Below are 26,022 nucleotides of genomic sequence, written 5' to 3'. Positions count from 1 at the left end.
CGAACCTAGACTGGGGGCCATGCTCGCCACGATCGATCTGCGCTCGCGACCCCTCGGGGCCCGGGAGCTGCGCGCCGCCCTGCCCCGTGCGGAGTACGACGTCGAGGCCGCCCTCGATGCCGTCCGGCCGATCTGCGACGACGTGCACGACCGCGGGGCCCAGGCCCTCTACGAGTACGCCGAGCGCTTCGACGGGGTGCGACCGACCTCCCTGCGCGTCCCGCCGCACGTGCTCGAGGCCGCTCTCGACACCCTCGACGACGGTGTCCGCGCCGCACTCGAGATCTCGATCGAGCGCGCGCGGGCCGTGCACGCCGACCAGCGGCGCGTCGACACGACGACCCGGCTGCACCCCGGGGGCACCGTCACCGAGCGCTGGGTGCCGGTCGAGCGCGTCGGGCTCTACGTGCCCGGCGGACGCGCGGTGTACCCGAGCTCGGTCGTCATGAACGTCGTGCCCGCCCAGCTCGCCGGCGTCGGCTCGATCGCCGTCGCCAGCCCGCCGCAGCGGGACAACGTCGGTGACCTCGCCGGCTACCCGCACCCGACGATCCTCGCCGCCTGCGCCCTGCTCGGCGTCGACGAGGTGTGGGCCATGGGCGGCGCCCAGGCGGTCGCCGGCTTCGCCCACGGCTTCGAGGACACGTCGTCCGGCGAGACCGTCGCCTGCGCACCGGTCAGCCTCGTCACCGGTCCGGGCAACATCTACGTCGCCGCTGCCAAGCGGTTGCTCAAGGGGCTCATCGGCATCGACGCGGAGGCCGGCCCGACCGAGATCGCGGTCCTCGCCGACGCGAGCGCGGACCCCGAGTACGTCGCCGCCGACCTCATCAGCCAGGCCGAGCACGACCCGCTCGCCGGGTCGGTGCTCGTCACCGACTCCACCGACCTCGCCGACGCCGTGCGCGTGGCCGTCGAGCGCCGTGCCGCCGCCACCAAGCACAGCGAGCGGGTCGCCGAGGCCCTCGGTGGGCGGCAGTCCGCGATCGTCCTCGTCGACGACCTCGACGCCGGTCTGCGGGTCGTCGACGCCTACGCGGCCGAGCACCTCGAGGTCATCACCGCCGACGCGTCCGCCGTCGCTGCCCGGGTGCGCAGTGCCGGGGCGATCTTCGTCGGGCCGCACTCGCCGGTGAGCCTGGGTGACTACGTCGCCGGGTCCAACCACGTGCTGCCCACGGGCGGCAGCGCCGCGCACAGCAGCGGCCTGTCCGTCCAGTCCTTCCTCCGCGGCATCCACGTCATCGAGTATTCGGCCGACGCCCTGGCCGAGGTGGCACCGCACGTGCTCGCCCTGTCCGAGGCCGAGGACCTGCCCGCGCACGGCGAGGCCGTCACCGCCCGGGTCGGCGAGGTGACCCGATGAGCGAGATCGAGCAGCTGCTGCGCCCGGAGCTGCGTGGCCGCAGCCCCTACGGCGCCCCCCAGCTGGACGTCGCCGTGCAGCTGAACACCAACGAGTCCTCCTACCCCGTCCCCGACGAGGTCGTCTCGGCCGTCGTCGCCGAGCTCGCGGAGCAGCTCGGTGGGCTCAACCGCTACCCCGACCGGGAGTTCACCGACCTGCGCAAGGCGCTGGTCACCTACCTCGAGGACCGCAGCGGGGTCTCCCTTCGCCCGGAGCAGGTGTGGGCCGGCAACGGGTCCAACGAAGTCCTCTCGCACCTCGTCCAGGCCTTCGGCGGCCCCGGGCGGACCGCCCTCGGCTTCACCCCGGCGTACTCGATGCACCCGATCATCAGCGAGACGCTCGGGACGACGTGGGTCGACGGGCAGCGCGACGCGGGCACCTTCGACCTGACCGTCGACTCTGCCGTCGAGCAGGCCACGGCAACCGATCCCCACCTCGTCTTCCTGTGCTCGCCCAACAACCCCACCGGCACGGCCCTGCCCTTCGAGGTCGTCGAGGCGATGCTTGAGGCCGCTCCGCGGGCCGTCGTCGTCGTCGACGAGGCCTACGCCGAGTTCGCCCGGCCGGGGACGCCGAGCGCGCTCACCCTGCTCGACCGGCACCCGCGCCTCGTCGTGACCCGCACGATGAGCAAGGCCTTCGCCCTCGCCGGGGGGCGACTGGGGTACCTCGCCGCCGACCCGCAGGTCGTCGACGCCCTGCGTCTCGTCCGGCTGCCCTACCACCTGTCGTCGCCGACGCAGACGATCGCGAGGGTCTCGCTCGAGCACGCCGATCGGCTGCTCGAGACGGTCGACGCGATCAAGCGGCAGCGCGACCGGCTCGTCACCGAGCTCTCCGCTCTCGGGCTGTCGCCGGTGCCGAGCGATGCCAACTTCGTCCTCTTCGGCGGTCTCGCCGACGCGGCGGCCACGTGGCAGGCTCTGCTCGACCGGGGCGTCCTCGTCCGCGACGTCGGCATCCCGCACCACCTGCGGGTCACCGCCGGGACCCCCGAGGAGACCGGCCGGTTCCTCGAGGCCATGGCGCAGATCGTCCCCACCCACGCCCTGAGCAAGGAGACCCCGTGAGCACCACCACCCACCGCACCGCGACGGTCACGCGCGGCACCTCCGAGAGCCGGGTCGAGGTGACCGTCGACCTCGACGGCACCGGCGTCGGTGAGGTCTCCACCGGCGTGCGCTTCTACGACCACATGCTGCTGTCGCTCGCCAAGCACAGCCTCATCGACCTCACGGTGCGGGCCGAGGGCGACGTCGACGTCGACGCCCACCACACCGTCGAGGACGTGGCCATCGTGCTCGGGCAGGCCGTGCGCGAGGCCCTCGGCGACAAGCGGGGCATCAGCCGCTTCGGCGACGCCACCGTCCCCCTCGACGAGGCCCTCGTCCACGCCGTCGTCGACGTCGCCGGGCGCCCCTACGTCGTGCACACCGGTGAGCCGGCCGGCCAGGAGCACGTCATCATCGGCGGCAACTTCGTCGGCTCGCTGACCCGGCACGTCATGGAGTCCTTCGCGTACAACGCCGGCATCGCGCTGCACGTGCGCGTGCTCGCCGGCCGCGACCCGCACCACGTCGTCGAGGCACAGTTCAAGGCCCTGGCCCGAGCTCTGCGGTCCGCCGTCGAGCCCGACCCGCGCGTCACCGGCATCCCGAGTGCCAAGGGCGCGCTGTAGAGCGTGCGATGAGCCAGCCGGGCAGGGGAGTGGTGCTCCTCTCCGCGTCGTCCGCGAGGGCCGTGGAGTGGGTGCGGCGCGGCGTCGTGCCGTGCCACGTCGTCGAGCACAGCGCGTGGTCGATCGTCGTGACGGCCTCGGCGACGAGTGCCGCCGCGCAGCCCTACGACGACGCGCTCACCGTGCTCGCCTCGCGTCACGTCCCGTCGCCGATGGCGCCGTCCATCGGGCTCTTCGAGATCGGTGACGCGGCGGTCGTGACCGCTCGGGCACCGGGCCGGGCCCCGATCCGCTGGGCGCTGCGCGCGGCCGACCGAGAGGTGGTCCGCGGGCCCCAGCTGCCGCCCTTGTCGCCGGAGGACCTGCACCGGACCCTGTCCAGCCACCCCGCGGCGCGACAGGTCCCCATCAGGCAGGTGCGCTCCCTGTGGGGTCGCACCGACCTGACCCACGCCGAGTGGTTGGTCGAGGTCACCACGGTCCTCGGCCTGCCCGGCGCGCGCATCATCGGCGGAGCCGACACCGATCTCGGCCCCGTGATCCGCCCCGATGCGCGGTCCGTCTCCGCCTTCGAGTCCGTCGTCAAGGATGTCCACCCATGAGCTCTCCCCGTGTCGTCGTGCTGGACCACGGCTCCGGCAACGTCCACTCCGCCGTGCGCGCGCTCAGCCATGTCGGGGCGCAGGTCGAGCTGACCGCGGACCGCGCTGCCGTGCTCGGCGCCGACGGCCTGCTCGTGCCCGGTGTCGGCAACTTCCACGCGTGCATGGCCGGTCTGCGGGCGGTCGACGGGCCCTCGCTCGTCGACACACGACTGGCCGGCGGGCGCCCGGTGCTCGGGGTGTGCGTCGGGATGCAGGTGATGTTCGACGGCTCGGCCGAGCCCCACGGCACCCAGCCCGAGCAGGACGGGCTGCACCAGTGGCCCGGCACCGTCGAGCGGCTCACCGCGCCCGTCGTCCCGCACATGGGCTGGTCGCCGGTGCAGGCCCCCGAGGGCACCCGGCTCTTCGCCGGGGTCGAGTCCGAGCGCTTCTACTTCGTCCACTCCTACGCCGTCGGGTCCTGGGACCTGCCGACGGCACCCGGCGCACTGTCCGCCGCCTCGCCCCGCGTCACGTGGAGCGAGCACGGGTCCCCCTTCGTCGCGGCCGTCGAAAACGGCCCGTTGTCCGCCACGCAGTTCCACCCCGAGAAGTCCGGGGACGCGGGACTGCACCTCCTGAAGAACTGGGTGATGTCACTGTGACCACGACCGAGAGCCCCCGCCTGGAGCTCCTGCCCGCCGTCGACGTGCGGGGAGGGCGCGCGGTCCAGCTGCAGCAGGGCGTGGCCGACTCCGGCTGGGACTTCGGCGACCCGCTGCAGGCGGCGCAGGCCTGGCAGGAGCAGGGGGCCGAGTGGATCCACCTCGTCGACCTCGACGCGGCCTTCGGCGAAGGGAGCAACCGTGACCTCCTCGCCGGCATCGTCGGGCAGCTCGACCTCAAGGTCGAGCTGAGCGGCGGGATCCGCGACCAGGACTCCCTCGTGGCGGCGCTCGAGTCCGGCTGCACCCGGGTCAACCTCGGCACCGCTGCCCTCGAGGACCCGGAGTGGACGGCCCGGGCCATCGCCGAGTACGGCGACCGGATCGCCGTGGGGCTCGACGTCCGGGGGACGACCCTCGCCGCCCGCGGCTGGACCAAGGAGGGCGGCGACCTGTGGGAGACGCTCGCGCGGCTCGACGCGGAGGGCTGCTCCCGCTACGTCGTCACCGACGTCGCGAAGGACGGCATGCTGGCCGGCCCCAACCTGCAGCTGCTCCGGGACGTGTGCGCGGCGACCGATGCCGCCGTCGTGGCGAGCGGTGGGGTGACGACCCGCGAGGACGTCGTCGCCCTGCGCGAGCTGGTCCCGGTCGGTGTCGAGGGGGCGATCATCGGCTCGGCCCTGTACAAGGGCACCGTGACCCTCTCCGACGCCCTCGACGCGGCGGGACGGCCGTGAGCGGCGTGGACCCGACCGACTCCGCGGGCGTCCCCTGGCAGGGACGGTCGCTGCCGACCGGAGGCTTCGAGGGCGACGACGGCGCAGCCGACGCAGGCCTGATGCGGGCGCTGACGACGGGCGGCGAGGCCGAGGTGCTCGAGCACCTCGCGGCCGCTCGGCTCCTCGTGCCGGTCACCGCCGTCGCCACGGAGACCACGGAGGGCGAGCACGGGCAGACCTCCGACAAGGAGGCCGACATGGCCGTCCTGCTCCTCGAGCACCCCGACGGGCGGACCGCCCTGCCGGTCTTCACCTCGATGGAGTCGCTGGCGGCCTTCGACGCGTCCGTGCGACCGGTGCCGGTCGAGGCGGCCCGCGCCGCGCAGGCCGCCGTCAGCGAGTCGGCCGACCTCATGGTGCTCGACTGCGCGAGCGAGCAGGCCTTCGAGATCCGCGCCTCGATGGTGTGGGCCCTGGCGCAGCAGCGTCCGTGGCTGCCCGCGCACGAGGACCCCTTCGTCGAGCAGTCCGTGGAGCGGGCCTGCGCCGAGCACCCGGAGATCACGGGGACCGAGCTCGTCGAAGGCATCCCCGATGGGCAGGGTGTGCTCCAGGTGCGCCTGACCCTCGTGCCGGGCCTGCAGGTCGAGGAGGTCCAGGCCCTGGTGACCGCGGTCGCGGAGCAGCTGGCCACCGACGGCGAGCTGCGGGCTCGGGTCGACGGCCTCTCCTTCGCCGTCGTCTGACCCACGGCCACCCCTCAGCGGGCCCGTGGCGCGAGCCGATTTCGGGTCCGGTCCGGCCGCTGCTATCGTGGTCCGCAACGACCGGTCACCGTCCTCGTGGCGGTGACGCAAGAGGAGCCTCGCTTCCCACCCGCGTCGACCGGAGTCCTCGGACTCACAGGTTGCCGGGTCTCAGGTCTCGACGCGACGCACGTCGCCGGACACCGCAGGTGTCCAGCCCGTCGTCCGTGTCGTGCTCTGGTGGAGGCTCCTCGCGATCGGCGAGGAGCCTTTCTTCGTCGGTAGCGGGAGTGACACACCGAGCTAAGGAGCAGCACATCAGCGAGCCTCGCATCAACGACCGAATCCGCGTTCCCGAGGTGCGGTTGGTCGGCCCCAACGGGGAGCAGGTCGGCATCGTGCGGGTGGAGGATGCCCTCCGACTCGCGGCAGAGGCTGACCTGGACCTCGTCGAGGTCGCCCCCATGGCCAAGCCTCCCGTCGCCAAGCTCATGGACTTCGGCAAGTACAAGTACGAAGCCGCCATGAAGGCCCGGGAAGCCCGCAAGAACCAGGTCAACACGGTCATCAAGGAGATCAAGCTCCGCCCGAAGATCGACAGCCACGACTACGGCACCAAGAAGGGCCACGTCGAGCGCTTCCTCGGCGCTGGCGACAAGGTCAAGGTGACGATCATGTTCCGCGGTCGCGAGCAGTCCCGCCCCGAGCTGGGCTTCCGGCTGCTGCAGCGCCTGGCTGAGGACGTCGTGGAGCTGGGCACCGTGGAGTCCGCGCCCAAGCAGGACGGGCGCAACATGATCATGGTGCTCGCCCCGACCAAGCGGAAGTCCGAGGCGCGTGCCGAGGCCCGACGCAAGAAGGACGAGCAGAAGGCGGCCCCGGCTGCCGCCGCGGAGGAGTCGGCCCCCGCCGAGACCGCCGAGGCCCCGGCCGAGTCCTGAGCCGGCAACAGACCAGCAAGCAACGAGAAGGAGATCGGCGCCATGCCGAAGAACAAGACGCACTCCGGTGCCAAGAAGCGATTCCGGGTCACCGGCTCGGGCAAGATCATGCGCGAGCGCGCCAACCACGTCCACAAGTTCCACGAGAAGACCCCGCAGCACGCGCGTCGTCTCGCGAACGACGTCCTGGTCTCCAAGGCCGACGAGAAGAAGATCAAGAAGCTGCTCGGTCGCTGACCTGAGCCTCTTGTCCCCACACACTGAAGGAGTCATCACGTGGCACGCGTGAAGCGGGCGGTCAACGCCCACAAGAAGCGTCGGGTCGTCCTCGAGCGCGCCAGCGGCTACCGGGGCCAGCGGTCCCGCCTGTACCGCAAGGCCAAGGAGCAGGTCACCCACAGCGCGGTCTACAGCTACCGTGACCGTCGCGCCAAGAAGGGCGACTTCCGTCGCCTGTGGATCCAGCGCATCAACGCCGGCGCCCGCGCCAACGGCATGACCTACAACCGGTTCATCCAGGGCCTGCGCGCCGCGGAGATCGAGGTCGACCGTCGCATGCTCGCCGAGCTCGCCGTCAACGACGAGGCGGCCTTCGCCGCGCTCGTCGAGATCGCCAAGGCCAACGTGCCGGCGGCCACCGACGCCAAGGTCGAGGCCTGAGCGACCACTCCGGACGCCGGGAGCGCCCACCACTGACCAATCCCGCTGCTGAGCGGGTGAAGTCGGTGCGCGGGCTCTCCCGGCGTCCTGCGCGTCGACGCACCGGTCGGATTCTCGTCGAGGGTCCGCAGGGGGTGCGCGAGGCCGTGCGCTTCGCGCCCGAGCGGATCGTCGACCTCTACGTCACGGACGAGGCGGCGCAGCGGTACGCGGACTTCATCGACCCGGCCCGCGAGGCCGGTGTCTTCGTCCACCGCACGAGCGACGAGGTCCTTGCCGCGATGTGCGATGCGGACACGCCGCAGGGCACCGCTGCCGTCGTCGAGTGGACACCCACGGACCTCGCGCCGGTCCTCGCGGCCGGTCCGCGCCTGCTCGTCCTGCTCACCCACGTGCGCGACCCCGGCAACCTCGGCACCGTGATCCGTGGCGCCGACGCCGCGGGCGCCGACGCGGTGCTCGTCAGCGCGGCGTCCGTCGACGTCACCTCGCCCAAGGTCATCCGGTCGACGGCCGGGTCGATCTTCCACCTGCCCGTCGTCACGGGGCTCGACATCGAGCCGACCCTCGCGAGGCTCGGCGAGGCCGGCATCACGCGGCTGGCTGCCGACGGTGCGGGAAGCGTCACGACTGACGACGCCGACCTCACGGGCCCGCACGCCTGGGTCATGGGCAACGAGGCGTGGGGCCTGGAGGAGGCGACGCTGCGCGTCTGCGACGAGGTGGTGCGCGTCCCGATCCACGGGCACGCCGAGTCGCTCAACCTCGCGATGGCGAGCACCATCTGCCTCTACGCCTCGGCCCGGCAGCAGCGGGCCTGACGACGAAGGGCGCCGCCCCCGATGATCTCGGGGGCGGCGCCCTTCGTCGTGCCGGCGTCAGCCCTGGGCGGCGTGCGTCTCCTGCCCGCCGAGGACCTCACCCGGGTCGACCGGGGACTCGTCCGCGGCGGCCTTGCCGTCACGGATGCGCTGCCCGATCGTCGCGTCGATGTTGGTCCAGTACTCGAAGACCCTCGAGAGCACCGGGTCCTCGACCCCGGCCAGGGAGCCGACGACCGTGTCGACGAGCCGGTCGCGCTGGGCGTCGTCGAAGACCTCCCGCACGAGCGTGCCCGGCTGGCCGAAGTCGTCGTCCTCGGCGTGCAGATGGTAGGCCGAGCGGACGATGGCGCCGTCGGCCTCCCACCCGTCGTCGACCGGCCCCTCGAAGTCCGCGACCGGGCGACCGAAGCTGTTGGGGTGGTAGGTCGGCGCGGCGCCCGAGTGCTCGTAGCGCATCGGCCCGTCGAAGGAGTAGTGGTTCTCCCGCTCGACGGCCGGGCGGTTGACCGGCAGCTGGTGGAAGTTCGGGCCGATGCGGGCGCGGTGGGCGTCGGCATAGGCGAAGACCCGGCCGAGCAGCATCTTGTCCGGGGAGAAGCCCACGCCCGGCACGGTGTTGCTCGGGGCGAAGGCCGCCTGGTCGATCTGGGCGAAGAAGTTCACCGGGTTCTCGTCGAGGGTCATCGTGCCGACCTCGATGAGCGGGTAGTCGGCGTGCGGCCAGGTCTTGGTCAGGTCGAAGGGGTTGAAGCGGTAGTCCTTCGCGTCCTCGTAGGGCATGACCTGGACCGACAGCTTCCACTGCGGGGCCTCCCCGCGCGCGATCGCCTCGAAGAGGTCGCGGCGGTGGAACTCCGCGTCCTGACCGGCGATCCGGTCGGCGGCGTCACCAGTGAGGCCCTGCACTCCCTGCTGCGTGTGGAAGTGGTACTTGACCCAGAACTTGTCGCCGGAGCCGTTGACCCACATGTAGGTGTGACTGCCGTAGCCGTTCATGTGGCGCCACGAGCGGGGCAGGCCGCGGTCACCCATGAGGTAGGTGACCTGGTGGGCCGACTCGGGGTTGTTGGTCCAGAAGTCCCACTGCATGGTGTTGTCGCGCAGCCCGCTGTCGGGCAGCCGCTTCTGGCTGCGGATGAAGTTGGGGAACTTCAGCGGGTCGCGCAGGAAGAAGACCGGGGTGTTGTTGCCGACGAGGTCGAGGTTGCCCTCGCTCGTGTAGAAGCGCAGCGCGAAGCCGCGCACGTCGCGCCAGGTGTCGGGGGAGCCGAGCTCGCCGGCCACCGTGGAGAAGCGGGCGAGCATGCGCGTCGTCGTGCCCGGCTGGAAGACCGCGGCCTTGGTGTACTGCGAGACGTCGGCGGTCGTCTCGAAGCGGCCGAAGGCGCCGGAGCCCTTGGCGTGCGGCTTGCGCTCGGGGATGTTTTCCCGGTTGAAGTGGGCGAGCATGTCGACGAGGTGCGTGTCGTGCAGGAGCAGGGGCCCGTTGCTGCCGACCGAGAGGCTGTTGCGGTCGCTCACGGTGGGCGCGCCGCCCAGCTGGGTCGACGGCCCGGAGACGTCGAGCGTCCCTCGGGCGTCCGAGCGGGGCTCCGGTGTGGAAGGGGTGGATGACATCTGCTGCTCCTCTTTCTCGGTGGGGTGGGGTGCAGTGCTGGTCAGGGGGTGGCGACCGCAGCGGCCGCACACGCGGGGCAGGTGCCCCAGTAGATGACCTCGGCCTCGTCGATGGCGAAGCCGTGGTCGTCGGCGGCATCGAGGCACGGTGCCTTGCCGGGCGCGCACTCGACATCGATCATCGTGCCGCAGGTGCGGCAGACGAGGTGGTGGTGGTTGTCGCCGAGCTCCAGCTCGAAGCGGGCCGGGTGGCCGGCCGGCTCGAACTTGCGGACGAGGCCGTGCGCGGACAGCGCGCCGAGGATGTCGTAGACCGCCTGGGTGCTCACGGACCCGAGTCGCTCGCGGGTGGCACGGGCGATGGTGTCGACGTCGGCGTGGGGGATCGCGGACAGCTCGCGCAGGACGGCGACGCGTGGGGCGGTCACGCGCAGCGCGTGGGTGCGCAGCAGGTCGGCGGCAGCCTCGGTCTCGATCATCGTGCTCATCGCCACCAGAGTCCCACCAAGACTTGAATCAGTCAAGATAACGACCGGGCCGGGGAGCGCTCCCCATCGCCGGCGGCGCCGACACGGACTACCTTGACCGCTCATGGCAGTGACCCACGGCAACGACCCTCACCGGCTCGACGCGATCGGCGATGCCTTGTGTGCGGAGGGGGACCGGGTCGAAGAGGTGCTCGGCTCGGGTACGTCGGGGATCGCGGTGCTGGTGGGCGCGTGGTCGGGTCCTGATCTCGAGGGCTTCGTGGGGGACTGGCAGGGGGCGCAGCAGCAGCTGGCGTCGGCTGCCCAGCTGCTGCGGGCGGTCGGTCAGCGGGCCAAGGGGCAGGCTGCGGACCAGCGGTCCGCCAGCGGCGACGGGGGTGGCGCCCCCTTCGACCTCGGGACCGGCGGCGGGCTGGGCGCCGCGGCGCTCGGCGGGAACCCCGGTCGTCCGCCCTCGGACTCCCTCGACCTGCCCGACGACTACGAGGACGGACCGAAGATCCCCTTCAGGGACAAGGGCCAGATCCCGCAGGGGCTCGGGTACAACGAGGCGGACGACGAGCTCGTCTACACCTTCTACGACGAGGACGACGACACCGACGGAGAGATCGTCTTCGTCGACCGGGAGACCGGCGAGGTCACCTCGCGGGTCCCGCTGGAGGGGCTCGACCACTACGGCGGGGTCACGGTCAACGGTGAGTACACCTACGTCTCCGGGGGTGGCAACACACAGGTGTACCGCACCGAGGACCTGCGCAACCCCGAGACGACGACGATCCCGAACCCGGGGGCCGCCTGGGGCGGGGACCCGACGATGGACGTCGTGCACACGGCGGAGCCCATCGACACCGTCGACACCAAGGCGCACTCCACGGTCACCGTGCACGACGACAAGCTGTACGTCACGCAGTTCACCAAGGGGGACGACGACCCGGGCACCATGTACGAGTACGAGATCGGGGCGGACGGCAGCCCGACCGGTGACCCGAAGACATACCAGGTGCCGCCCCAGACCCAGGGGGTCTCCTTCGACGAGGCCGGCAACGCCTACTACTCCTCGAGCTACGGGCGCAACAACGAGTCGACGCTCACCCGGGTCTCGGCGGAGGACTTCGCCCGGGACGGCGGCTGGACCCAGGACAACGGGCGCTCCCAGGAGATCCCCAACATGGCCGAGGGGTCGGTGGTCGTGGACGGCCGCCTCTACCAGCTCTACGAGTCCGGGGCCGACAAGTACGACGACAACCCCGGGCCGGACTTCATCGTCGACCGAGTTGTCGGCGACACCGACCCGCGGGACCGCCTCACCGTCCACGACCTGAGGAAGTGATCGACCTCGAAACCCGGGGGCGGGCCCCCTTCGTCCCCACGTAGACTCGGGCCTCGTGTCTGGACCCAACACGAACTACGACCCGGTCGAGGTCGCCGCCCTCGACCCGCAGGTGATCGACGACGCCGTGCAGGCCGCGCTCGACGCCGCCGCGGGCGCGACCACCCTCGACGAGCTCAAGCGGATCCGCGGTGCGCACCAGGGCGACAAGAGCCCGCTCGCGCTCGCCAACCGAGAGATCGGCGCACTGCCGCCGAGCGCCAAGGCCGAGGCCGGCAAGCGCGTCGGGCAGGCGAGGGGCCGTGTCGGGCAGGCCTTCTCGGCCCGTCAGGCCGAGCTCGAGTCCGAGCGTGACGAGCGGATCCTCGTCGAGGAGACCCTCGACCTCACCGTGCCGAGCCCCTACCAGCGGCTCGGGGCGCGGCACCCGATCAGCCTCGTCACCGAGCGGGTCGAGGACATCTTCGTCGGCATGGGCTGGGAGATCGCCGAGGGTCCCGAGATCGAGTCAGAGTGGCTGACCTTCGACGCGCTCAACATCGGTCCCGACCACCCCGCGCGCGGTGAGCAGGACACCTTCTTCGTCGAGCCGAGCGATGCCGGCGTCGTGCTGCGCACCCACACCTCGCCCGTGCAGATCCGCACGATGCTCGACCGCGAGCCGCCCATCTACGTCCTGTGCCCGGGCAAGGTCTTCCGCACCGACGACCTCGACGCGACGCACACCCCGGTCTTCCACCAGTTCGAGGGGCTCGTCGTCGACAAGGGCATCACGATGTCCCACCTGCGCGGGGCGCTCGACGCCTTCGTGCAGGGCCTCTTCGGCGAGGGCATCGTCACGCGACTGCGCCCCAACTACTTCCCCTTCACCGAGCCGAGTGCCGAGATCGACTGCCAGTGCTGGGTGTGCCGCGGCGCCGACACCGGCTGCCGCACCTGCGGCGGCACCGGCTGGATCGAACTCGGGGGCTCCGGCATGGTCAACCGTCGCGTGCTCGCCGCCGCCGGCATCGACCCCGACGAGTACACCGGCTTCGCCTTCGGCCTGGGCATCGAGCGCTCGCTCATGCTGCGCCACGGCGTCGCCGACATGCGCGACATCATCGAGGGAGACGTCCGCTTCTCGGCGGCGTTCGGGATGGAGATCTGATGCGGGCACCCATCGAGTGGCTCCGTGAGCTGACCGAGGTCGACCCGCAGGCGAAGGGGGCCGACGTCGCCGCCACGCTCGTGCGCGTGGGCCTCGAGGAGGAGGGCATCATCGGTGGCGAGGTCACCGGCCCCCTCGTCGTCGGCAAGGTCCTCGAGCGCACGCCCGAGGAGCAGAAGAACGGCAAGACGATCAACTGGTGCCAGGTCGACGTGGGCGCTGCCAACGGGACCGGCGAGCCGCAGGGCATCGTGTGCGGCGCACACAACTTCGACGTGGGCGACCTCGTCGCGGTGATCCTGCCCGGTGGCGTCCTGCCGGGGAACTTCGAGATCTCCGCCCGCAAGACCTACGGGCACGTGAGCGCCGGCATGATCTGCTCCGCGATGGAGCTCGGTCTCGGCGAGGACCACGACGGCATCATCGTGCTCACCCAGCACCTGCCGGCCGACGTCGTCACGGGCCTGGCGCCGGGCGACGACCTCATCCCCGTCCTCGGCCTCGACGCCGAGACGGTGGAGGTCAACGTCACGCCCGACCGCGGGTACTGCCTCTCCATGCGCGGCATCGCCCGCGAGTACGCGCTGTCGGAGGGGACCCCCTTCGTCGACCCGGCGGACCTGCCGGTGGCCGAGCCCACCGGGCCGGGCCACGAGGTGCGTCTCGCCGACGACACACCGGTCGACGGCGTGGCCGGGTGCGACCGCTTCGTCGCGCGGGTCGTGCGCGGCATCGACGCGACGGCGACCTCACCGGAGTGGATGCAGCGCCGGCTCACCGAGGTCGGCATGCGCCCCATCTCCCTCGCGGTCGACGTCACCAACTACGTGATGATGCTGCTCGGCCAGCCGCTGCACGCCTACGACCTCGCCAAGCTCTCCGGGGCCATCGAGGTGCGCCGGGCGCGCGCGGGTGAGACGCTCACGACCCTCGACGACGTCGAGCGGACCTTGGTGCCCGAGGACCTGCTGATCACCGACGGCGGCACCACCCCGCTCGCGATCGCCGGCGTGATGGGCGGCGCGACGAGCGAGGTCGACGACACCACGACCGACGTGCTCGTCGAGGCCGCGCACTTCGACTCCGTCACCGTGGCGCGCTCCGCGCGGCGTCACCGGCTGGCGACCGAGGCGTCCAAGCGCTTCGAGCGCGGCGTCGACCCCGCGGTCACCGCGGCGGCCGCCCAGCTCGCCGTCGACCTCCTCGTCGAGCACGGCGGAGGCACGGCTGACCCGACGGCGACCGACGTCGGGAGCCCCGCAGAGCCGGCGACGATCGCCCTGGACCCGAGCCTGCCGAGCCGGTACATCGGGCTCGACTACCCCCGCGAGGAGGTCGTCGCGACCCTCACCGCGATCGGTTGCGACGTGGCTGACGAGGGCCAGCTCCTGCGGGTCACCCCGCCGACCTGGCGACCCGACCTCGTCGACGGCCCCGACCTCGTCGAGGAGGTTGCCCGCGTGCGTGGCTACGACCAGATCCCGTCGGTCGTGCCCCGGGCCAGCGCCGGCCGCGGCCTGACGCACAGTCAGCGGGCCCGCCGCACGGTCGCCCGCACGCTCGCGGCCACCGGCCTGGTCGAGGTGCTGTCCTACCCCTTCACCTCCGAGGAGCGCCACGACGCCCTCGGCTACGCCGCGGACGACGCCCGACGCACGACGGTGCGCCTGGCCAACCCGCTGCAGGACGAGGCCCCGCTCATGCGGACCTCGATCCTCGACACATTGCTCGACACGCTGCGACGCAACGTCTCCCGGGGCCACCGCGATGTCGCGCTCTACGAGATCGGGCTCGTCACGGCCGGCGGCATCACGCCGCTACCCCTGCCTCCGGGTGGGGTCGAGCCCGACGCGGAGACCCTGGCGCGCATCACCGGTGGGGTCCCGGCCCAGCCGCGGCACGTCGCCATCGCCGCGTCGGGGGCCGCACTGCCCGCGGGGCCGCACGGTCCGGCGCGGCCCGTCGAGGCCACCGACGTCGTCGGCTGGGTGCGGGCGATCGGTGACTGCATCGGTGTCGAGCTGGGTGTCGAGGCCGCCCAGCGCGAGCCCTTCCACCCCGGGCGCTGCGTGGCGATCTCCGTGCCCGGTGGCGATGTCGTCGGCCACGCGGGCGAGCTGCACCCCAAGGTCTGCTCGCGACTGGAGCTGCCCGAGCGCACCGTCGCAGCGGAGCTCGACCTGGACGCGATCGTTGCCGCCTCCGGCGAGCCGGTGAAGCCCGGCCAGCTGTCCACCCAGCCGGTCGCCAACACGGACGTCGCGCTCGTCGTCGACGAGGGCGTGCCGGCGGCGGCTGTCGCCGCAGCACTGCGATCTGGTGCCGGAGACGACCTCGAGTCGCTCACCCTCTTCGACGTCTACCGGGGCGACCAGGTGGGGGAGGGGCGCAAGTCCCTCGCCTATCGCCTGACCTTCCGGGCCGGCCGGACGCTGAAGACCGACGAGGTCTCCGCCCTGCGTGACAAGGCGGTCGCCTCCGCGGCCTCCGCCACGGGGGCCCAGCAGCGCTGACCCAAGGACCGCCGCCGATACGCGTTTGCATGAAATAGCGTGCCTGCGTATGGTCATGCAGGTGATCACCGCAGCCATCGCCGGAGCCAGCGGCTACGCAGGGGCCGAGATCGCTCGCCTCCTGCTCGGCCATCCCGAGGTCGAGATCGGTGCCCTCACGGCATCGGGCAATGCGGGCACCCGCCTCGGTGACCTCGCGCCGCACCTGCAGCCACTTGCCGACCGCGTGCTCGAGCCGACGACCGCCGAGGTGCTCGCCGACCACGACGTCGTCTTCCTCGCTCTGCCCCACGGCCACTCGGCGGCCATCGCGCAGCAGCTGCCCGACGAGGTCGTCATCGTCGACTGCGGAGCCGACTTCCGTCTCGACGACGAGCAGGACTGGGACGACTACTACGACACCCCCTTCGCCGGCACCTGGCCCTACGGGATGCCCGAGCTCGTCAAGGCCGACGGCACCAAGCACCGGGGCGACCTCGCGGGGGCGCGTCGGATCGCCGTCCCCGGGTGCTACCCGACCGCCGCGAGCCTCGCCCTGGCCCCCGGTCTGGCAGCCGGTGTCGTCGATCCCGACGACGTCGTCGTCGTCGCCGCCTCGGGGACCTCGGGCGCCGGCCGGTCGACCAAGGCGCACCTCATCGGCTCGGAGGTCATGGGGGCGATGAGCCCCTACGGTGTGGGCGGGGTCCACCGGCACACCCCCGAGATCGAGCGCAATCTCGCCCGCGCCGCGGGGCGCGCCGCCCGCGTCTCCTTCACCCCCACCCTCGCGCCGATGCCCCGCGGGATCCTCGCGACGACGACGGCCCGCGCTGCCGCCGGCGCGACGGCCGAGACGGTGCGCGCCGCTTGGGAGCTGGCCTACGCCGACGAGCCCTTCGTCCACCTCCTGCCGCAGGGTCAGTGGCCGCACACCGGCAGCGTCGTCGGCTCCAATCTCGTCCACGTCCAGGTCGCCCTCGACGAGCGCAGCGGCCGTGTCGTCGCCGTGGCCGCCGAGGACAACCTGACGAAGGGGACGGCGGGCGCGGCCGTCCAGTCGATGAACCTGGCCCTCGGCCTGCCCGAGACCACCGGACTTCCCACGACAGGAGTGGCCCCGTGAGCACGACGACCCCCGCAGGATTTCGCGCCGCCGGTGTGACCGCAGGCCTCAAGCCGAGCGGACGCCCCGACGTCGCGCTCGTCGTCAACGACGGGCCCGACCACCACGCCGCTGCGGTCTTCACGACCAACCGGGTCGAAGCGGCACCGGTCACGTGGTCGCGCCAGACGCTCGCCGACGGCCGGGCCGACGCGGTCGTCCTCAACTCGGGCGGCGCCAATGCCTGCACGGGTGCCCAGGGTTTCCAGGACACCCACGCCACCGCCGAGCACACCGCCGAGGTGCTCGGCGTCTCCGCCGGCGACGTCGTCGTGTGCAGTACCGGTCTCATCGGTGAGCTGCTCCCGATGGACAAGCTCGTCGCCGGGGTCACCGCTGCCGGCGCCGCCCTCGCGACCGACGGCGGCGCGTCCGCCGCCGAGGCGATCATGACGACCGACACCGTGAGCAAGACCGCGGCCGCCGCCCGCGACGGGTGGAGCGTCGGTGGCATGGCGAAGGGGGCTGGCATGCTCGCCCCCGCACTCGCCACGATGCTCGTCGTCGTCACGACCGATGCGGTGACCTCCGCGGAGGACCTCGACGCCGCGCTGCGCGAGGCGACGCGGACCACCTTCGACCGCATCGACTCCGACGGGTGCATGTCGACCAACGACACCGTCGTCGCCATGGCCTCCGGGGCGTCGGGTACCGCGGTCTCCCCGGCCGACCTCACCGAGGCGATCCGCGAGGTGTGCGCCGACCTGGCCCGCCAGCTCATCGGCGACGCCGAGGGCGCGGCCCACGACATCGAGATCGTCGTCCACCAGGCGGCGAGCGAGGCCGACGGGCTCGAGGTCGCTCGCAGCATCGCCCGCAACAACCTCTTCAAGTGCGCGATCTTCGGCAAGGACCCCAACTGGGGCCGCGTGCTCGCGGCCGTCGGCACGACCGGGGCGGCCTTCGAGCCCGCGCAGCTGGACGTCTCGATCAACGGCGTGCAGGTCTGTCGCGCCGGGGGAGTGGGCGAGGACCGCACGCTCGTCGACCTCGAGCAGCGCGAGGTCCGCGTCGAGGTCGACCTCCACGCCGGCAGCGACGAGGTGACGGTGTGGACCAACGACCTCACCCACGACTACGTCCACGAAAACTCTGCGTACTCCACCTGATCGGACCGACGAGCATGTCTGCTGAATCCACCCTGCGCGGCGCGATCGACGCCGCCGCACTGCGGGTCGCCCAGTCCAAGGCGACCACCCTCGTCGAGGCCCTGCCCTGGCTCGAGCGCTTCCGCGGTGCCCTGGTCGTCATCAAGTACGGCGGCAACGCGATGACCGATGATGCCCTCAAGGCGGCCTTCGCCGAAGACATCGTCTTCCTGCGCTACGCAGGCCTGCGGCCGGTCGTCGTCCACGGTGGCGGCCCGCAGATCCAGGCGATGCTCGATCGCCTCGGTCTGGAGAGCGAGTTCAAGGGTGGCCTGAGGGTGACGACCCCAGAGGTCATGGAGGTCGTGCGCATGGTGCTCACCGGCCAGGTCGGCCGCGAGCTCGTGGGCCTGCTCAACCAGCACGGCCCCGTCGCAGTGGGGCTCTCCGGCGAGGACGCGAGCCTCTTCGGCGGCCGCCGCAAGGGTGTCGTCGTCGACGGTGAGCCGGTCGACATCGGGCTCGTCGGGGACGTCGAGTCCGTGGACCCGGCAGCCGTCCTCGACATCCTCGACGCCGGTCGCATCCCGGTGGTCTCGACGATCGCGCCCGATCTCGACGTCGACGGCCAGGTGCTCAACGTCAACGCCGACACTGCCGCCGCGGCACTGGCCGTCGCCCTGCGGGCGCACAAGCTCGTCGTTCTCACCGACGTCGACGGGGTCTACGCCGACTGGCCGGACCGCGACTCGCTCCTGTCCCACCTCACCGCCTCCGGAGCGCGCGACCTCCTCGGCCGGGTCGACTCCGGGATGATCCCCAAGCTCGAGGCCTGCATCCGTGCCGTCGAGCAGGGTGTGCCCCAGGCGCACGTCGTCGACGGCCGCCAGCCGCACTCGATGCTCCTCGAGCTCTTCACCAACGAAGGCTTCGGCACGATGATCCTGCCCGACGAGTCCACGCGCGACGAGAGCGAAGGGAGCCCGTCGTGACCGATGTCTCCGCTGCCCACCAGGCCCTGCTCGAGCGTTACCGCGCGAGCCACATCGGCGTCTTCGGTCTGCCCGGCCTCGTCCTCACCCGCGGTGAGGGTGCCTACGTGTGGGACGTCGACGGCACGCGCTACCTCGACCTCCTCGGCGGCATCGCGGTCAACGCGCTCGGTCACGGTCACCCCGAGCTCGTCGCCGCGATCTCGAAGCAGGCCGGCGAGCTCGTCCACGTCAGCAACTTCTTCACCACCCCCGCCCAGATCGAGGCCGCCGAGGCGCTGCTGCGCGTCGCCCGGGCACCGCAGGGGTCCGGGGTCTTCTTCTGCAACAGCGGCTCCGAGGCCGTCGAGACGGCGATCAAGCTCTCGCGACGCACGGGTCGCACCGGCATCGTCGCCGTCGGGGGCGCCTTCCACGGCCGCACCACCGGCGCGGTGAGCCTCACCCACAAGGAGGCCTACCGGGCGCCCTTCGAGCCGCTGCTGCCGGGCGTGACGCACGTGGCCCCCGGCGACGTCGACGCGCTGCGGGTCGCCGTCGGTCCCGACACGGCGATGGTCCTCCTCGAGCCCATCCAGGGCGAGGCCGGGGTCGTCACCCCGCCTGCCGGGTACCTCGCGGAAGCCCGGGAGATCACCCGGGAGGCGGGCGCGCTGCTCGTGCTCGACGAGATCCAGACCGGCATCGGTCGGACCGGGGCCTGGTTCGCCCACCAGCTCGAGGGCGTCGTCCCCGACGCCATCACCGTCGCCAAGGGACTCGGCGGCGGGGTCCCCATCGGTGGCCTCGTGACCTTCGGGGCCGAGGTGACCGGTCTGCTCACCGCCGGCCAGCACGGCTCGACCTTCGGGGGCAACCCGCTGGCCTGCAGCGCGGCCCTCGCGGTGATCGCGACGATCGAGGAGGAGGGCCTGATCGAGCACGCCGTCGCGGCTGGCGAGCACCTCGTCGCGGCCGTCGAGGCGCTCCAGCACCCGCTCGTCACGCAGGTCCGCGGGGCCGGTCTGCTGCGCGCGATCGGGCTCGCCCGTCCGATCGCCCCGGTCGCTGCTCTCGTCGCCCGCCGGCACGGCGTCATCGTCAACCCCGTGGCGCCCGATGCGCTGCGACTCGCGCCGCCCCTGACTATCACCACCGACCAGCTCTCGTCCTTCGTCGACACACTCCCGGCGATCCTCGACGAGGCCGCCAAGGAGTCCGCATGACCGTCCGCCACATCCTCGCCGACGACGACCTGACCGCCGCCGAGCAGGCCGAGGTCCTCGACCTCGCTGCTGCGCTCAAGGCCGACCGGCACGCGGAGCAGCCGCTCGCCGGCCCGCAGGCCGTCGCGATCATCTTCGACAAGCCGACGCTGCGCACCCAGCTGTCCTTCACGACCGGTGTCGCCGAGCTCGGCGGGTACCCGATGGTCGTCGACGGCAACCTCGCCCAGATCGGCACCCGTGAGTCCGTCGCCGACGTCGCCCGGGTCGTCGGCCGTCAGGTGAGCGCCATCGTCTGGCGCACCCACGGGCAGGACCGCCTCCAGGAGATGGCCGACCACGTCGACGTGCCGGTGGTCAACGCGCTGACCGACGACTACCACCCCTGCCAGCTGCTCGCCGACCTGCTGACCGTCCGTGAGCACAAGGGCAGCACGCGCGGGCTGACCCTCGCCTACGTCGGTGACGGGGCGAACAACATGGCCCACTCCTACCTGCTCGCCTGCACCCTCGCCGGCATGCACGTGCGCATCGGCACTCCTGCGAGCCACCAGCCGTCCGCCGACGTCCTCGCCCGCGCCGAGCGCATCGCGGCCGAGCAGGGCGGCTCGGTGCTCGTCACCGACGACCCGGCCACGGCCGTCGAGGGAGCCGACGTCGTCGCCACCGACACGTGGGTGTCGATGGGCATGGAAAGGGAAAAGGGCGACCGCACCGGCGAGGCGAGCCCCTTCGCCCCCTTCGCCGTCACGGGTGAGCTGCTCGCCGGCGCCGCAGCCGAGGCCATTGTCCTGCACTGCCTGCCCGCCTACCGGGGCCTCGAGATCGCCGCCGACGTCATCGACGGCCCGCAGTCGGTCGTGTGGGACGAGGCCGAAAACAGGCTCCATGTGCAAAAGGCGCTGCTCACCTTCCTCCTGCGCTCGTCGTCGTGACCGTGACGACGCGGCCGGGGCGGCACTCCCGCATCACCGAGCTACTGCGCGAGCACGCCGTCCGCAGCCAGCCGGAGCTGCTCGCCCTGCTCGCCGACGACGGCATCGAGGTCACCCAGGCGACCCTCTCGCGCGACCTGCTCGAGCTGCGTGCGGAAAAGGTCCGCGTCGGGCGTGACCTCGTCTACGCCATCCCGGGCGAAGGGGGAGACCGCACCCCGCGCGCGGCCGTCGACCCGGCCGAGTACGACGACCGGCTCCGCCGGCTGTGCGAGGAGCTCCTCGTCACGGCCCGGGCGAGTGCCCAGCTCGTCGTCGTCCGCACCCCGCCGGGAGCGGCCAACTACCTCGCCTCGGCGATCGACCACGCCCGCCTGACCGGAGTGCTGGGGACGATCGCGGGGGATGACACGATCATGATCATCACCGGTGGCCCCGACGAGGGAGCCGCCGTCACCGCACAGCTGCTGGGCCTGGCCCAGACCACCGACAGCCAGGAGGCACCGTGACCCAGGACGAGACCGTGACGACCGGTGAGCGGGTCAGCCTGTGGGGCGGGCGATTTGCCGGCGGACCGAGCGATGCGCTCGCCGCGCTCAGCAAGTCCACGCACTTCGACTGGCGGCTTGCCCCGTACGACATCGCCGGCTCCCGCGCCCACGCCCGGGTCCTCCACGGAGCCGGTCTGCTCGACGACGCGACGCTCGACGCGATGCTTCAGGCACTCGCACAGCTGGCGGCGGACGTGGAGTCGGGGGCCTTCGCCCCGGCACTCGACGACGAGGACGTGCACACCGCGCTCGAGCGCGGTCTCATCGAGCGGGCGGGGGCCGACGTCGGTGGGCGGCTGCGCGCCGGCCGCTCGCGCAACGACCAGGTCGCCACGCTCTTCCGCATGTACCTGCGCGACCACGCCCGGATCGTCTCCGGGCTCGTCCTCGACGTGGCGCGGGCGCTCCTCGACCAGGCGCGGGCCAACATCGACGTCGCCATGCCCGGGCGCACCCACCTCCAGCACGCCCAGCCGGTCCTGTTGAGCCACCACCTGCTCGCGCACGTGTGGCCGCTGCTGCGCGACGTGCAGCGCTTCGTCGACTGGGACGAGCGGACCTCCCTGAGCCCCTACGGCTCAGGAGCCCTCGCCGGCTCCTCCCTCGGGCTGGACCCCGAGGCCGTGGCGGCGGACCTCGGCTTCGCGGGGTCCGTCGACAACTCGATCGACGGGACCGCCTCGCGCGACTTCGTCGCGGAGTTCTGCTTCGTCGCGGCGATGACGGCGGTCGACGTCTCCCGTCTGGCCGAGGAGGTCATCCTCTGGGCCACCAAGGAGTTCTCCTTCGTCACCCTCGACGACGCCTTCTCCACGGGCTCGAGCATCATGCCGCAGAAGAAGAACCCCGATGTCGCCGAGCTGGCCCGGGGCAAGGCGGGCCGCCTCGTCGGTGATCTCGCCGGCCTCATGACGACGCTCAAGGCGCTGCCGCTCGCCTACAACCGCGACCTGCAGGAGGACAAGGAGCCGGTCTTCGACGCGGTCGACACGCTCGAGGTCCTGCTCCCGGCCTTCGCGGGGATGATGGCGACGATGACGTACCACGGGGAGCGGATGGCCTCGCTCGCCCCCCAGGGCTTCTCCCTCGCGACCGACATCGCCGAGTGGCTGGTGCGCCAGGGGGTCCCCTTCCGCATCGCCCACGAGGTGGCCGGGGCCTGCGTGCGAGTCTGCGAGGAGCGCGGCATCGAGCTGTGGGACCTCTCCGACGAGGACCTCTCGGGCATCAGCGAGCACCTCACGCCCGACGTGCGCGAGGTGCTGTCGGTCGACGGCTCCCTCGCCTCGCGGGACGCGAAGGGCGGGACCGCCCCGGCCCGTGTCGCCGAGCAGCTCGAGGACGCGGCGGCGCGACTCGCCGAGCTGGAGGCCTTCGCCGCCAGCCGGATCGAGGCTCGCTGACGTGTCCGGTCAGGGGCGTCGTCTGACCCGGGGAGACCTGGCCGGCGACCCCCTGACCGTCGCGCGTTCCCTCCTCGGATGCCACCTCGTCGCCGGTCCGGTCGCCCTGCGCCTGACCGAGGTGGAGGCGTACTGGGGCGTCGACGACCCCGGCTCGCACGGCTACCGGGGCATGACGCCGCGGACCGAGGTGATGTTCGGTCCCGCGGGCCGGTTGTACGTCTACCGGTCCTACGGAGTGCACTGGTGCGCCAACATCGTGTGCGGGGCGAAGGGGGAGTGCGCCGCCGTCCTCCTGCGTGCCGGTGAGGTCGTGGCCGGGTACGGCGTCGTCGAGCAGCGGCGCCCCGGGGTGCGACGGCGGGACCTGGCCCGTGGCCCGGGCAGGCTGACCCGGGCGTTGGGGATCGTCGGTGAGGACGACGGTGCGGCCGTCGTGGGGCGCGGTGCCCCCTTCGTGCTGCGCGCGCCGGCCGAGCCGGTCGCCGCCGAGCGGATCAGGACCGGACCCCGGGTGGGCGTCTCCGGCCTCGGCGGTGACGGTGAGCGGTACCCGTGGCGGTACTGGCTGGCGGACGAGCCGTCGGTGTCGCCGTACCGTCCCGGCCGACCGCGGGTCAGGCGGGGTTGACCCCGACGTCGACCTGCTGGGCCAGGTAGTTTTCCAGGCCGATGCGGGTGATCGCGTCCAGCTGGGCCTCGAACCAGTCGGCGTGCCGCTCCTCGTCGCGGGCCATCTCCTCGAAGACCGATGCGGTCGCGTGGTCGCCGAGGTCGTGGCACTCCTTCGCTGCCGCGTTGAACTGGGCGACGGCCGTGATCTCGCTCGCGAGAGCCAGGTCGAGCATCTCCCGCGCGTCCTCGCCGATGGGGATGTTGTTGAGCTTCTGCACGTTGGGGTGGCCGTCGAACATGAGGATCCGCTCGATGAGCTCGTCGGCGTCCTTCATCTCGCCGATCGACAGGTCGTAGAAGACCTTGCCCAGCCGCGGGAAGCCCCAGTTGTCGAGCATCCGCGCGTGGAGGAAGTAGCCGTTGACGACGCTCAGCTCGAGCGTGAGCGCCTCGTTGAGGAGGGTGACGATCCTGGGGTCAGCTGGCTGCACGGTCTACCTCCGCGGGCGTGGTGGAGAGACCGTGATCGGCCTCACTCCCCACATGCTCGCAGAGGATCCGTCGCACGGAGAAGACACAGGCCCCGCAATCGCGACCGGCACCGGTTGCTGCACACACCCGGGAGAGGGTCGTGGCTCCCGCAGCGGCAGCGTCGGCGATCGCGCGGTCACCGACGACGGCGCAGTGGCAGACGATCACGAGACCCCTCCCTTCGATTCAATGAGGTGAGGCATACCTTAACCGGACGAAGGGAGGCTTCCGCACCGGGTGTTCCACATGCCGGGACCGGAGTGGCTGCCGGCCTGCGGGGGAGCGCATGGCAGGCTGGGGCGGGGCGCGCGACCGCGCACCCGGCACCTCCCGGAAGGACCGAGACGACCGTGACCGACATCCTCGACGAGCTGCAGTGGCGCGGAGCGGTGGCGCAGACCACCGATGAGGCCGCCCTGCGACAGGCCCTCGCCGACGGACCGATCACGGTGTATTGCGGCTTCGACCCGACGGCGCCCTCGCTCCACTTCGGCAACTTCGTCCAGCTCGTCGCCCTGCGGAGACTGCAGCGGGCGGGGCACCGGGTCATCTGCCTCGTCGGCGGGTCGACGGGGCTCATCGGGGACCCGAAGCCGACGAGCGAGCGTCAGCTGCGGACCAAGGAGCACACGGCGCAGAACGTCGCTCGCATCAAGGAGCTGGTCCAGCCCTTCCTCGACTTCGACGGCAGCTCCGGCGTCGACCACCCCGCGATCCTCGTGGACAACCTCGACTGGACGGCGCCCATGAGTGCGCTCGACTTCCTGCGGGACGTCGGCAAGCACTTCCGCGTCAACCAGATGATTCGCAAGGACGCGATCTCCGCCAGGCTGGAGAGCCAGGAGGGCATCTCCTACACCGAGTTCAGCTACCAGCTGCTCCAGGCGCTCGACTACCTGGAGCTCTACCGCGCCCACGGCTGCACATTGCAGCTCGGAGGGTCGGACCAGTGGGGCAACCTCACCGCCGGTGTCGACCTCATCCATCGCGCCGAGGGCGTCTCGGTCCACGCGCTGACCTCGCCCCTGCTCACCGACTCGCACGGGGTGAAGTACGGCAAGTCCGAGGGCAATGCCATCTGGCTGTCGGCCGACATGACGAGCCCGTACGCCTTCTACCAGTACTTCCTCAACGTCGAGGACGCCTCGGTCGTCAAGCTGCTCAAGGTCTTCACCGACCGTACGCAGGAGGAGATCGCCGAGCTCGCGCGACTCGTGGAGGACGAGCCCTTCCGGCGGGCGGCGCAACGCGCTCTGGCTGCAGACATGACCACACTCGTCCACGGGGCCGATGCGACCGAGTCGGTGCAGGCGGCCTCGGAGGCGCTCTTCGGCAAGGGCGACCTGGCAGCACTCGACGAGTCGACCCTGGTCGACGCGACCGCTGAGCTGCCGGGTGCCGATGTCCCGGTCGGCACCGCTGTCGTGGATGCGCTCGTCGCCACCGGTCTGGTGGACTCGAAGAAGGCCGCCCGGCGGGCTATCGCCGACGGGGCGGTCTCGGTCAACGGGGCCAAGCTGGGCGACGCCGCTGCCACCCTCGGTCCGGGTGACTACCTCCACGGCCGCGTCGCGATCCTGCGGCGAGGCCGCAAGAACCTGGCGGCGGCGCGTCTCGTGTGACCTCGCCACGCCCACCTATCGACGCCTGCGCCCCGAAAAATGGGGGGAGCGGGCGCCGATTTGGTTTCTGTGGTGGGCGTGATCTAGTGTTCTCGATGTCAGCCCGAGAGGGAGGAACGGACACCAAGTGGTGGCTCTTGCAGTCGCCCCAGGCAGGCCGGTCCCGCAGGCTGACAGCCCAGTGAATCTTGGTCCATGGGATCTGGCCGTTGCGGTCAGGGAGGTGGACTTGGAGCCGAGCAGCGAGACTGCTACGGTGGGCCACCGCTGAAGATCCAAGCGCGAAGGTTTCCGGCCGCTCCGAGAGCGGGTCACGGAATTGACGCCCAAGCATGGACAGCGGTAAGTTGGAGAAGTTGCCCCTTGTGCGGTTCGCCTGATGTGGTGGGTTGTGTGGGGTGTGCGTGTGAATCTTGAGAACTCAACAGCGTGTCAAAAATCGATGCCAATACCTCGTCTTGGCTGATTGTGCCTGGTCCTCGTTGTGGGGGTTGGGTGTGGTTGGTCGAGCGAATTTTTTTCCTTTGGTTGACAATGAATCAAACAGCGATTGCGCTGGTTGTTCTTGCTCAGTCATGGTTCAGCCCTTTGTTGGGTTATGGATTGG

The 26,022-nt window shown here is 71.6% G+C and carries 27 protein-coding genes; 23 read left to right on the top strand and 4 right to left on the bottom strand.

Going from position 1 to position 26,022, the window contains the following annotated elements; all coding sequences use genetic code 11:
• Nucleotides 1–19 precede the first annotated feature (19 nt).
• From hisD to AB4Y78_RS10650, 11 genes are all read left to right on the top strand, one after another.
• The gene (hisD, locus tag AB4Y78_RS10700) at nt 20–1,366 is read left to right on the top strand and encodes a histidinol dehydrogenase (RefSeq protein ID WP_007925905.1); all 1,347 of its coding nucleotides are present in this window, start codon (nt 20–22) and stop codon (nt 1,364–1,366) included.
• Entirely contained in the window at nt 1,363–2,481 is a 1,119-nt protein-coding gene (locus AB4Y78_RS10695) for a histidinol-phosphate transaminase (protein WP_441714852.1), read from the top strand. The genes hisD and AB4Y78_RS10695 overlap by 4 nt, the downstream gene beginning before the upstream one ends.
• Nucleotides 2,478–3,089: an imidazoleglycerol-phosphate dehydratase HisB gene (gene hisB / locus AB4Y78_RS10690; protein ID WP_259910628.1), complete on the top strand. Its 612-nt coding sequence runs from the start codon at nt 2,478–2,480 to the stop codon at nt 3,087–3,089. Before AB4Y78_RS10695 ends, hisB begins: the two co-directional genes overlap by 4 nt.
• A gap of 8 nt (nt 3,090–3,097) precedes the next feature.
• Nucleotides 3,098–3,691, top strand: coding sequence for a hypothetical protein (locus tag AB4Y78_RS10685; protein WP_259910626.1), 594 nt, complete (start codon nt 3,098–3,100; stop codon nt 3,689–3,691).
• The gene (hisH, locus tag AB4Y78_RS10680) at nt 3,688–4,338 is read left to right on the top strand and encodes an imidazole glycerol phosphate synthase subunit HisH (protein WP_441714849.1); all 651 of its coding nucleotides are present in this window, start codon (nt 3,688–3,690) and stop codon (nt 4,336–4,338) included. Before AB4Y78_RS10685 ends, hisH begins: the two co-directional genes overlap by 4 nt.
• Entirely contained in the window at nt 4,335–5,078 is a 744-nt protein-coding gene (gene priA, locus AB4Y78_RS10675; RefSeq protein ID WP_040880879.1) for a bifunctional 1-(5-phosphoribosyl)-5-((5-phosphoribosylamino)methylideneamino)imidazole-4-carboxamide isomerase/phosphoribosylanthranilate isomerase PriA, read from the top strand. The genes hisH and priA overlap by 4 nt, the downstream gene beginning before the upstream one ends.
• Nucleotides 5,079–5,083: 5 nt before the next feature.
• Nucleotides 5,084–5,806 (top strand): SseB family protein, encoded by a 723-nt coding sequence (locus AB4Y78_RS10670; protein ID WP_259910621.1) that lies wholly within the window; start codon nt 5,084–5,086, stop codon nt 5,804–5,806.
• A gap of 317 nt (nt 5,807–6,123) precedes the next feature.
• Nucleotides 6,124–6,747, top strand: coding sequence for a translation initiation factor IF-3 (gene infC / locus AB4Y78_RS10665; protein ID WP_083853656.1), 624 nt, complete (start codon nt 6,124–6,126; stop codon nt 6,745–6,747).
• A 42-nt stretch (nt 6,748–6,789) separates the two neighbouring features.
• Nucleotides 6,790–6,984 (top strand): 50S ribosomal protein L35, encoded by a 195-nt coding sequence (gene rpmI, locus AB4Y78_RS10660; RefSeq protein ID WP_007925928.1) that lies wholly within the window; start codon nt 6,790–6,792, stop codon nt 6,982–6,984.
• 39 nt (nt 6,985–7,023) lie between these two features.
• A complete protein-coding gene (gene rplT / locus AB4Y78_RS10655; protein WP_007925930.1) occupies nt 7,024–7,407 on the top strand; it encodes a 50S ribosomal protein L20 in 384 nt (127 codons plus the stop codon).
• Nucleotides 7,408–7,463: 56 nt separating this feature from the next.
• Nucleotides 7,464–8,228, top strand: coding sequence for a TrmH family RNA methyltransferase (locus tag AB4Y78_RS10650; protein WP_007925932.1), 765 nt, complete (start codon nt 7,464–7,466; stop codon nt 8,226–8,228).
• Between the two features lie 57 nt (nt 8,229–8,285).
• Here the strand turns inward: AB4Y78_RS10650 and AB4Y78_RS10645 are convergent, their stop codons facing one another.
• The gene (locus tag AB4Y78_RS10645; RefSeq protein WP_441714844.1) at nt 8,286–9,848 is read right to left on the bottom strand and encodes a catalase; all 1,563 of its coding nucleotides are present in this window, start codon (nt 9,846–9,848) and stop codon (nt 8,286–8,288) included.
• 41 nt (nt 9,849–9,889) lie between these two features.
• Nucleotides 9,890–10,336, bottom strand: a complete 447-nt coding sequence (locus AB4Y78_RS10640; protein ID WP_265229603.1) for a Fur family transcriptional regulator — start codon at nt 10,334–10,336, stop codon at nt 9,890–9,892.
• Nucleotides 10,337–10,439: 103 nt separating this feature from the next.
• On the opposite strand from AB4Y78_RS10640, the gene AB4Y78_RS10635 reads away from it, so the two are divergent.
• From AB4Y78_RS10635 to AB4Y78_RS10585, 11 genes are read left to right on the top strand one after another with little or no spacing between them, the layout of a single operon-like run.
• Nucleotides 10,440–11,666 (top strand): hypothetical protein, encoded by a 1,227-nt coding sequence (locus AB4Y78_RS10635; RefSeq protein ID WP_441714842.1) that lies wholly within the window; start codon nt 10,440–10,442, stop codon nt 11,664–11,666.
• 55 nt (nt 11,667–11,721) lie between these two features.
• Entirely contained in the window at nt 11,722–12,816 is a 1,095-nt protein-coding gene (gene pheS, locus AB4Y78_RS10630; protein ID WP_007925939.1) for a phenylalanine--tRNA ligase subunit alpha, read from the top strand.
• On the top strand, nt 12,816–15,329 hold the full coding sequence (pheT, locus tag AB4Y78_RS10625) for a phenylalanine--tRNA ligase subunit beta (protein WP_441737118.1): 2,514 nt from the start codon (nt 12,816–12,818) through the stop codon (nt 15,327–15,329). Before pheS ends, pheT begins: the two co-directional genes overlap by 1 nt.
• A 55-nt stretch (nt 15,330–15,384) precedes the next feature.
• A complete protein-coding gene (gene argC, locus AB4Y78_RS10620; protein WP_441714890.1) occupies nt 15,385–16,434 on the top strand; it encodes an N-acetyl-gamma-glutamyl-phosphate reductase in 1,050 nt (349 codons plus the stop codon).
• Complete coding sequence (gene argJ / locus AB4Y78_RS10615; protein ID WP_441714838.1) at nt 16,431–17,582, top strand: bifunctional glutamate N-acetyltransferase/amino-acid acetyltransferase ArgJ; 1,152 nt, start codon at nt 16,431–16,433, stop codon at nt 17,580–17,582. Before argC ends, argJ begins: the two co-directional genes overlap by 4 nt.
• Nucleotides 17,583–17,596: 14 nt before the next feature.
• Nucleotides 17,597–18,553, top strand: a complete 957-nt coding sequence (argB, locus tag AB4Y78_RS10610; protein ID WP_007925943.1) for an acetylglutamate kinase — start codon at nt 17,597–17,599, stop codon at nt 18,551–18,553.
• Complete coding sequence (locus AB4Y78_RS10605) at nt 18,550–19,758, top strand: acetylornithine transaminase (RefSeq protein WP_259921473.1); 1,209 nt, start codon at nt 18,550–18,552, stop codon at nt 19,756–19,758. The genes argB and AB4Y78_RS10605 overlap by 4 nt, the downstream gene beginning before the upstream one ends.
• On the top strand, nt 19,755–20,693 hold the full coding sequence (gene argF, locus AB4Y78_RS10600) for an ornithine carbamoyltransferase (RefSeq protein WP_259921471.1): 939 nt from the start codon (nt 19,755–19,757) through the stop codon (nt 20,691–20,693). Before AB4Y78_RS10605 ends, argF begins: the two co-directional genes overlap by 4 nt.
• Nucleotides 20,690–21,202 carry a hypothetical protein gene (locus tag AB4Y78_RS10595; protein WP_007925948.1) on the top strand — a complete coding sequence of 171 codons (513 nt, stop codon included), beginning with the start codon at nt 20,690–20,692 and terminating at the stop codon, nt 21,200–21,202. Before argF ends, AB4Y78_RS10595 begins: the two co-directional genes overlap by 4 nt.
• Nucleotides 21,199–22,647: an argininosuccinate lyase gene (gene argH, locus AB4Y78_RS10590; RefSeq protein WP_259921466.1), complete on the top strand. Its 1,449-nt coding sequence runs from the start codon at nt 21,199–21,201 to the stop codon at nt 22,645–22,647. The genes AB4Y78_RS10595 and argH overlap by 4 nt, the downstream gene beginning before the upstream one ends.
• A gap of 1 nt (nt 22,648) precedes the next feature.
• Nucleotides 22,649–23,278: a DNA-3-methyladenine glycosylase gene (locus AB4Y78_RS10585; RefSeq protein WP_259921463.1), complete on the top strand. Its 630-nt coding sequence runs from the start codon at nt 22,649–22,651 to the stop codon at nt 23,276–23,278.
• Here the strand turns inward: AB4Y78_RS10585 and bfr are convergent.
• Together bfr and AB4Y78_RS10575 are read right to left on the bottom strand one after the other, a co-directional pair.
• Nucleotides 23,265–23,753 carry a bacterioferritin gene (gene bfr / locus AB4Y78_RS10580; RefSeq protein WP_007925953.1) on the bottom strand — a complete coding sequence of 163 codons (489 nt, stop codon included), beginning with the start codon at nt 23,751–23,753 and terminating at the stop codon, nt 23,265–23,267. The genes AB4Y78_RS10585 and bfr overlap by 14 nt on opposite strands.
• Nucleotides 23,740–23,961, bottom strand: coding sequence for a (2Fe-2S)-binding protein (locus AB4Y78_RS10575; RefSeq protein WP_259921460.1), 222 nt, complete (start codon nt 23,959–23,961; stop codon nt 23,740–23,742). The genes bfr and AB4Y78_RS10575 overlap by 14 nt, the downstream gene beginning before the upstream one ends.
• Before the next feature lie 182 nt (nt 23,962–24,143).
• On the opposite strand from AB4Y78_RS10575, the gene tyrS reads away from it, so the two are divergent.
• Complete coding sequence (gene tyrS, locus AB4Y78_RS10570; protein ID WP_259921457.1) at nt 24,144–25,415, top strand: tyrosine--tRNA ligase; 1,272 nt, start codon at nt 24,144–24,146, stop codon at nt 25,413–25,415.
• Nucleotides 25,416–26,022: the final 607 nt, after the last annotated feature.

Source organism: Janibacter sp. RAF52 (assembly GCF_052114035.1).
In the GTDB taxonomy this organism is placed as follows: Bacteria; Actinomycetota; Actinomycetes; order Actinomycetales; family Dermatophilaceae; genus Janibacter; species Janibacter hoylei.
Note: the sequence above shows the minus strand (reverse complement) of the source record. Positions and strands in the feature narration are given on the sequence as shown.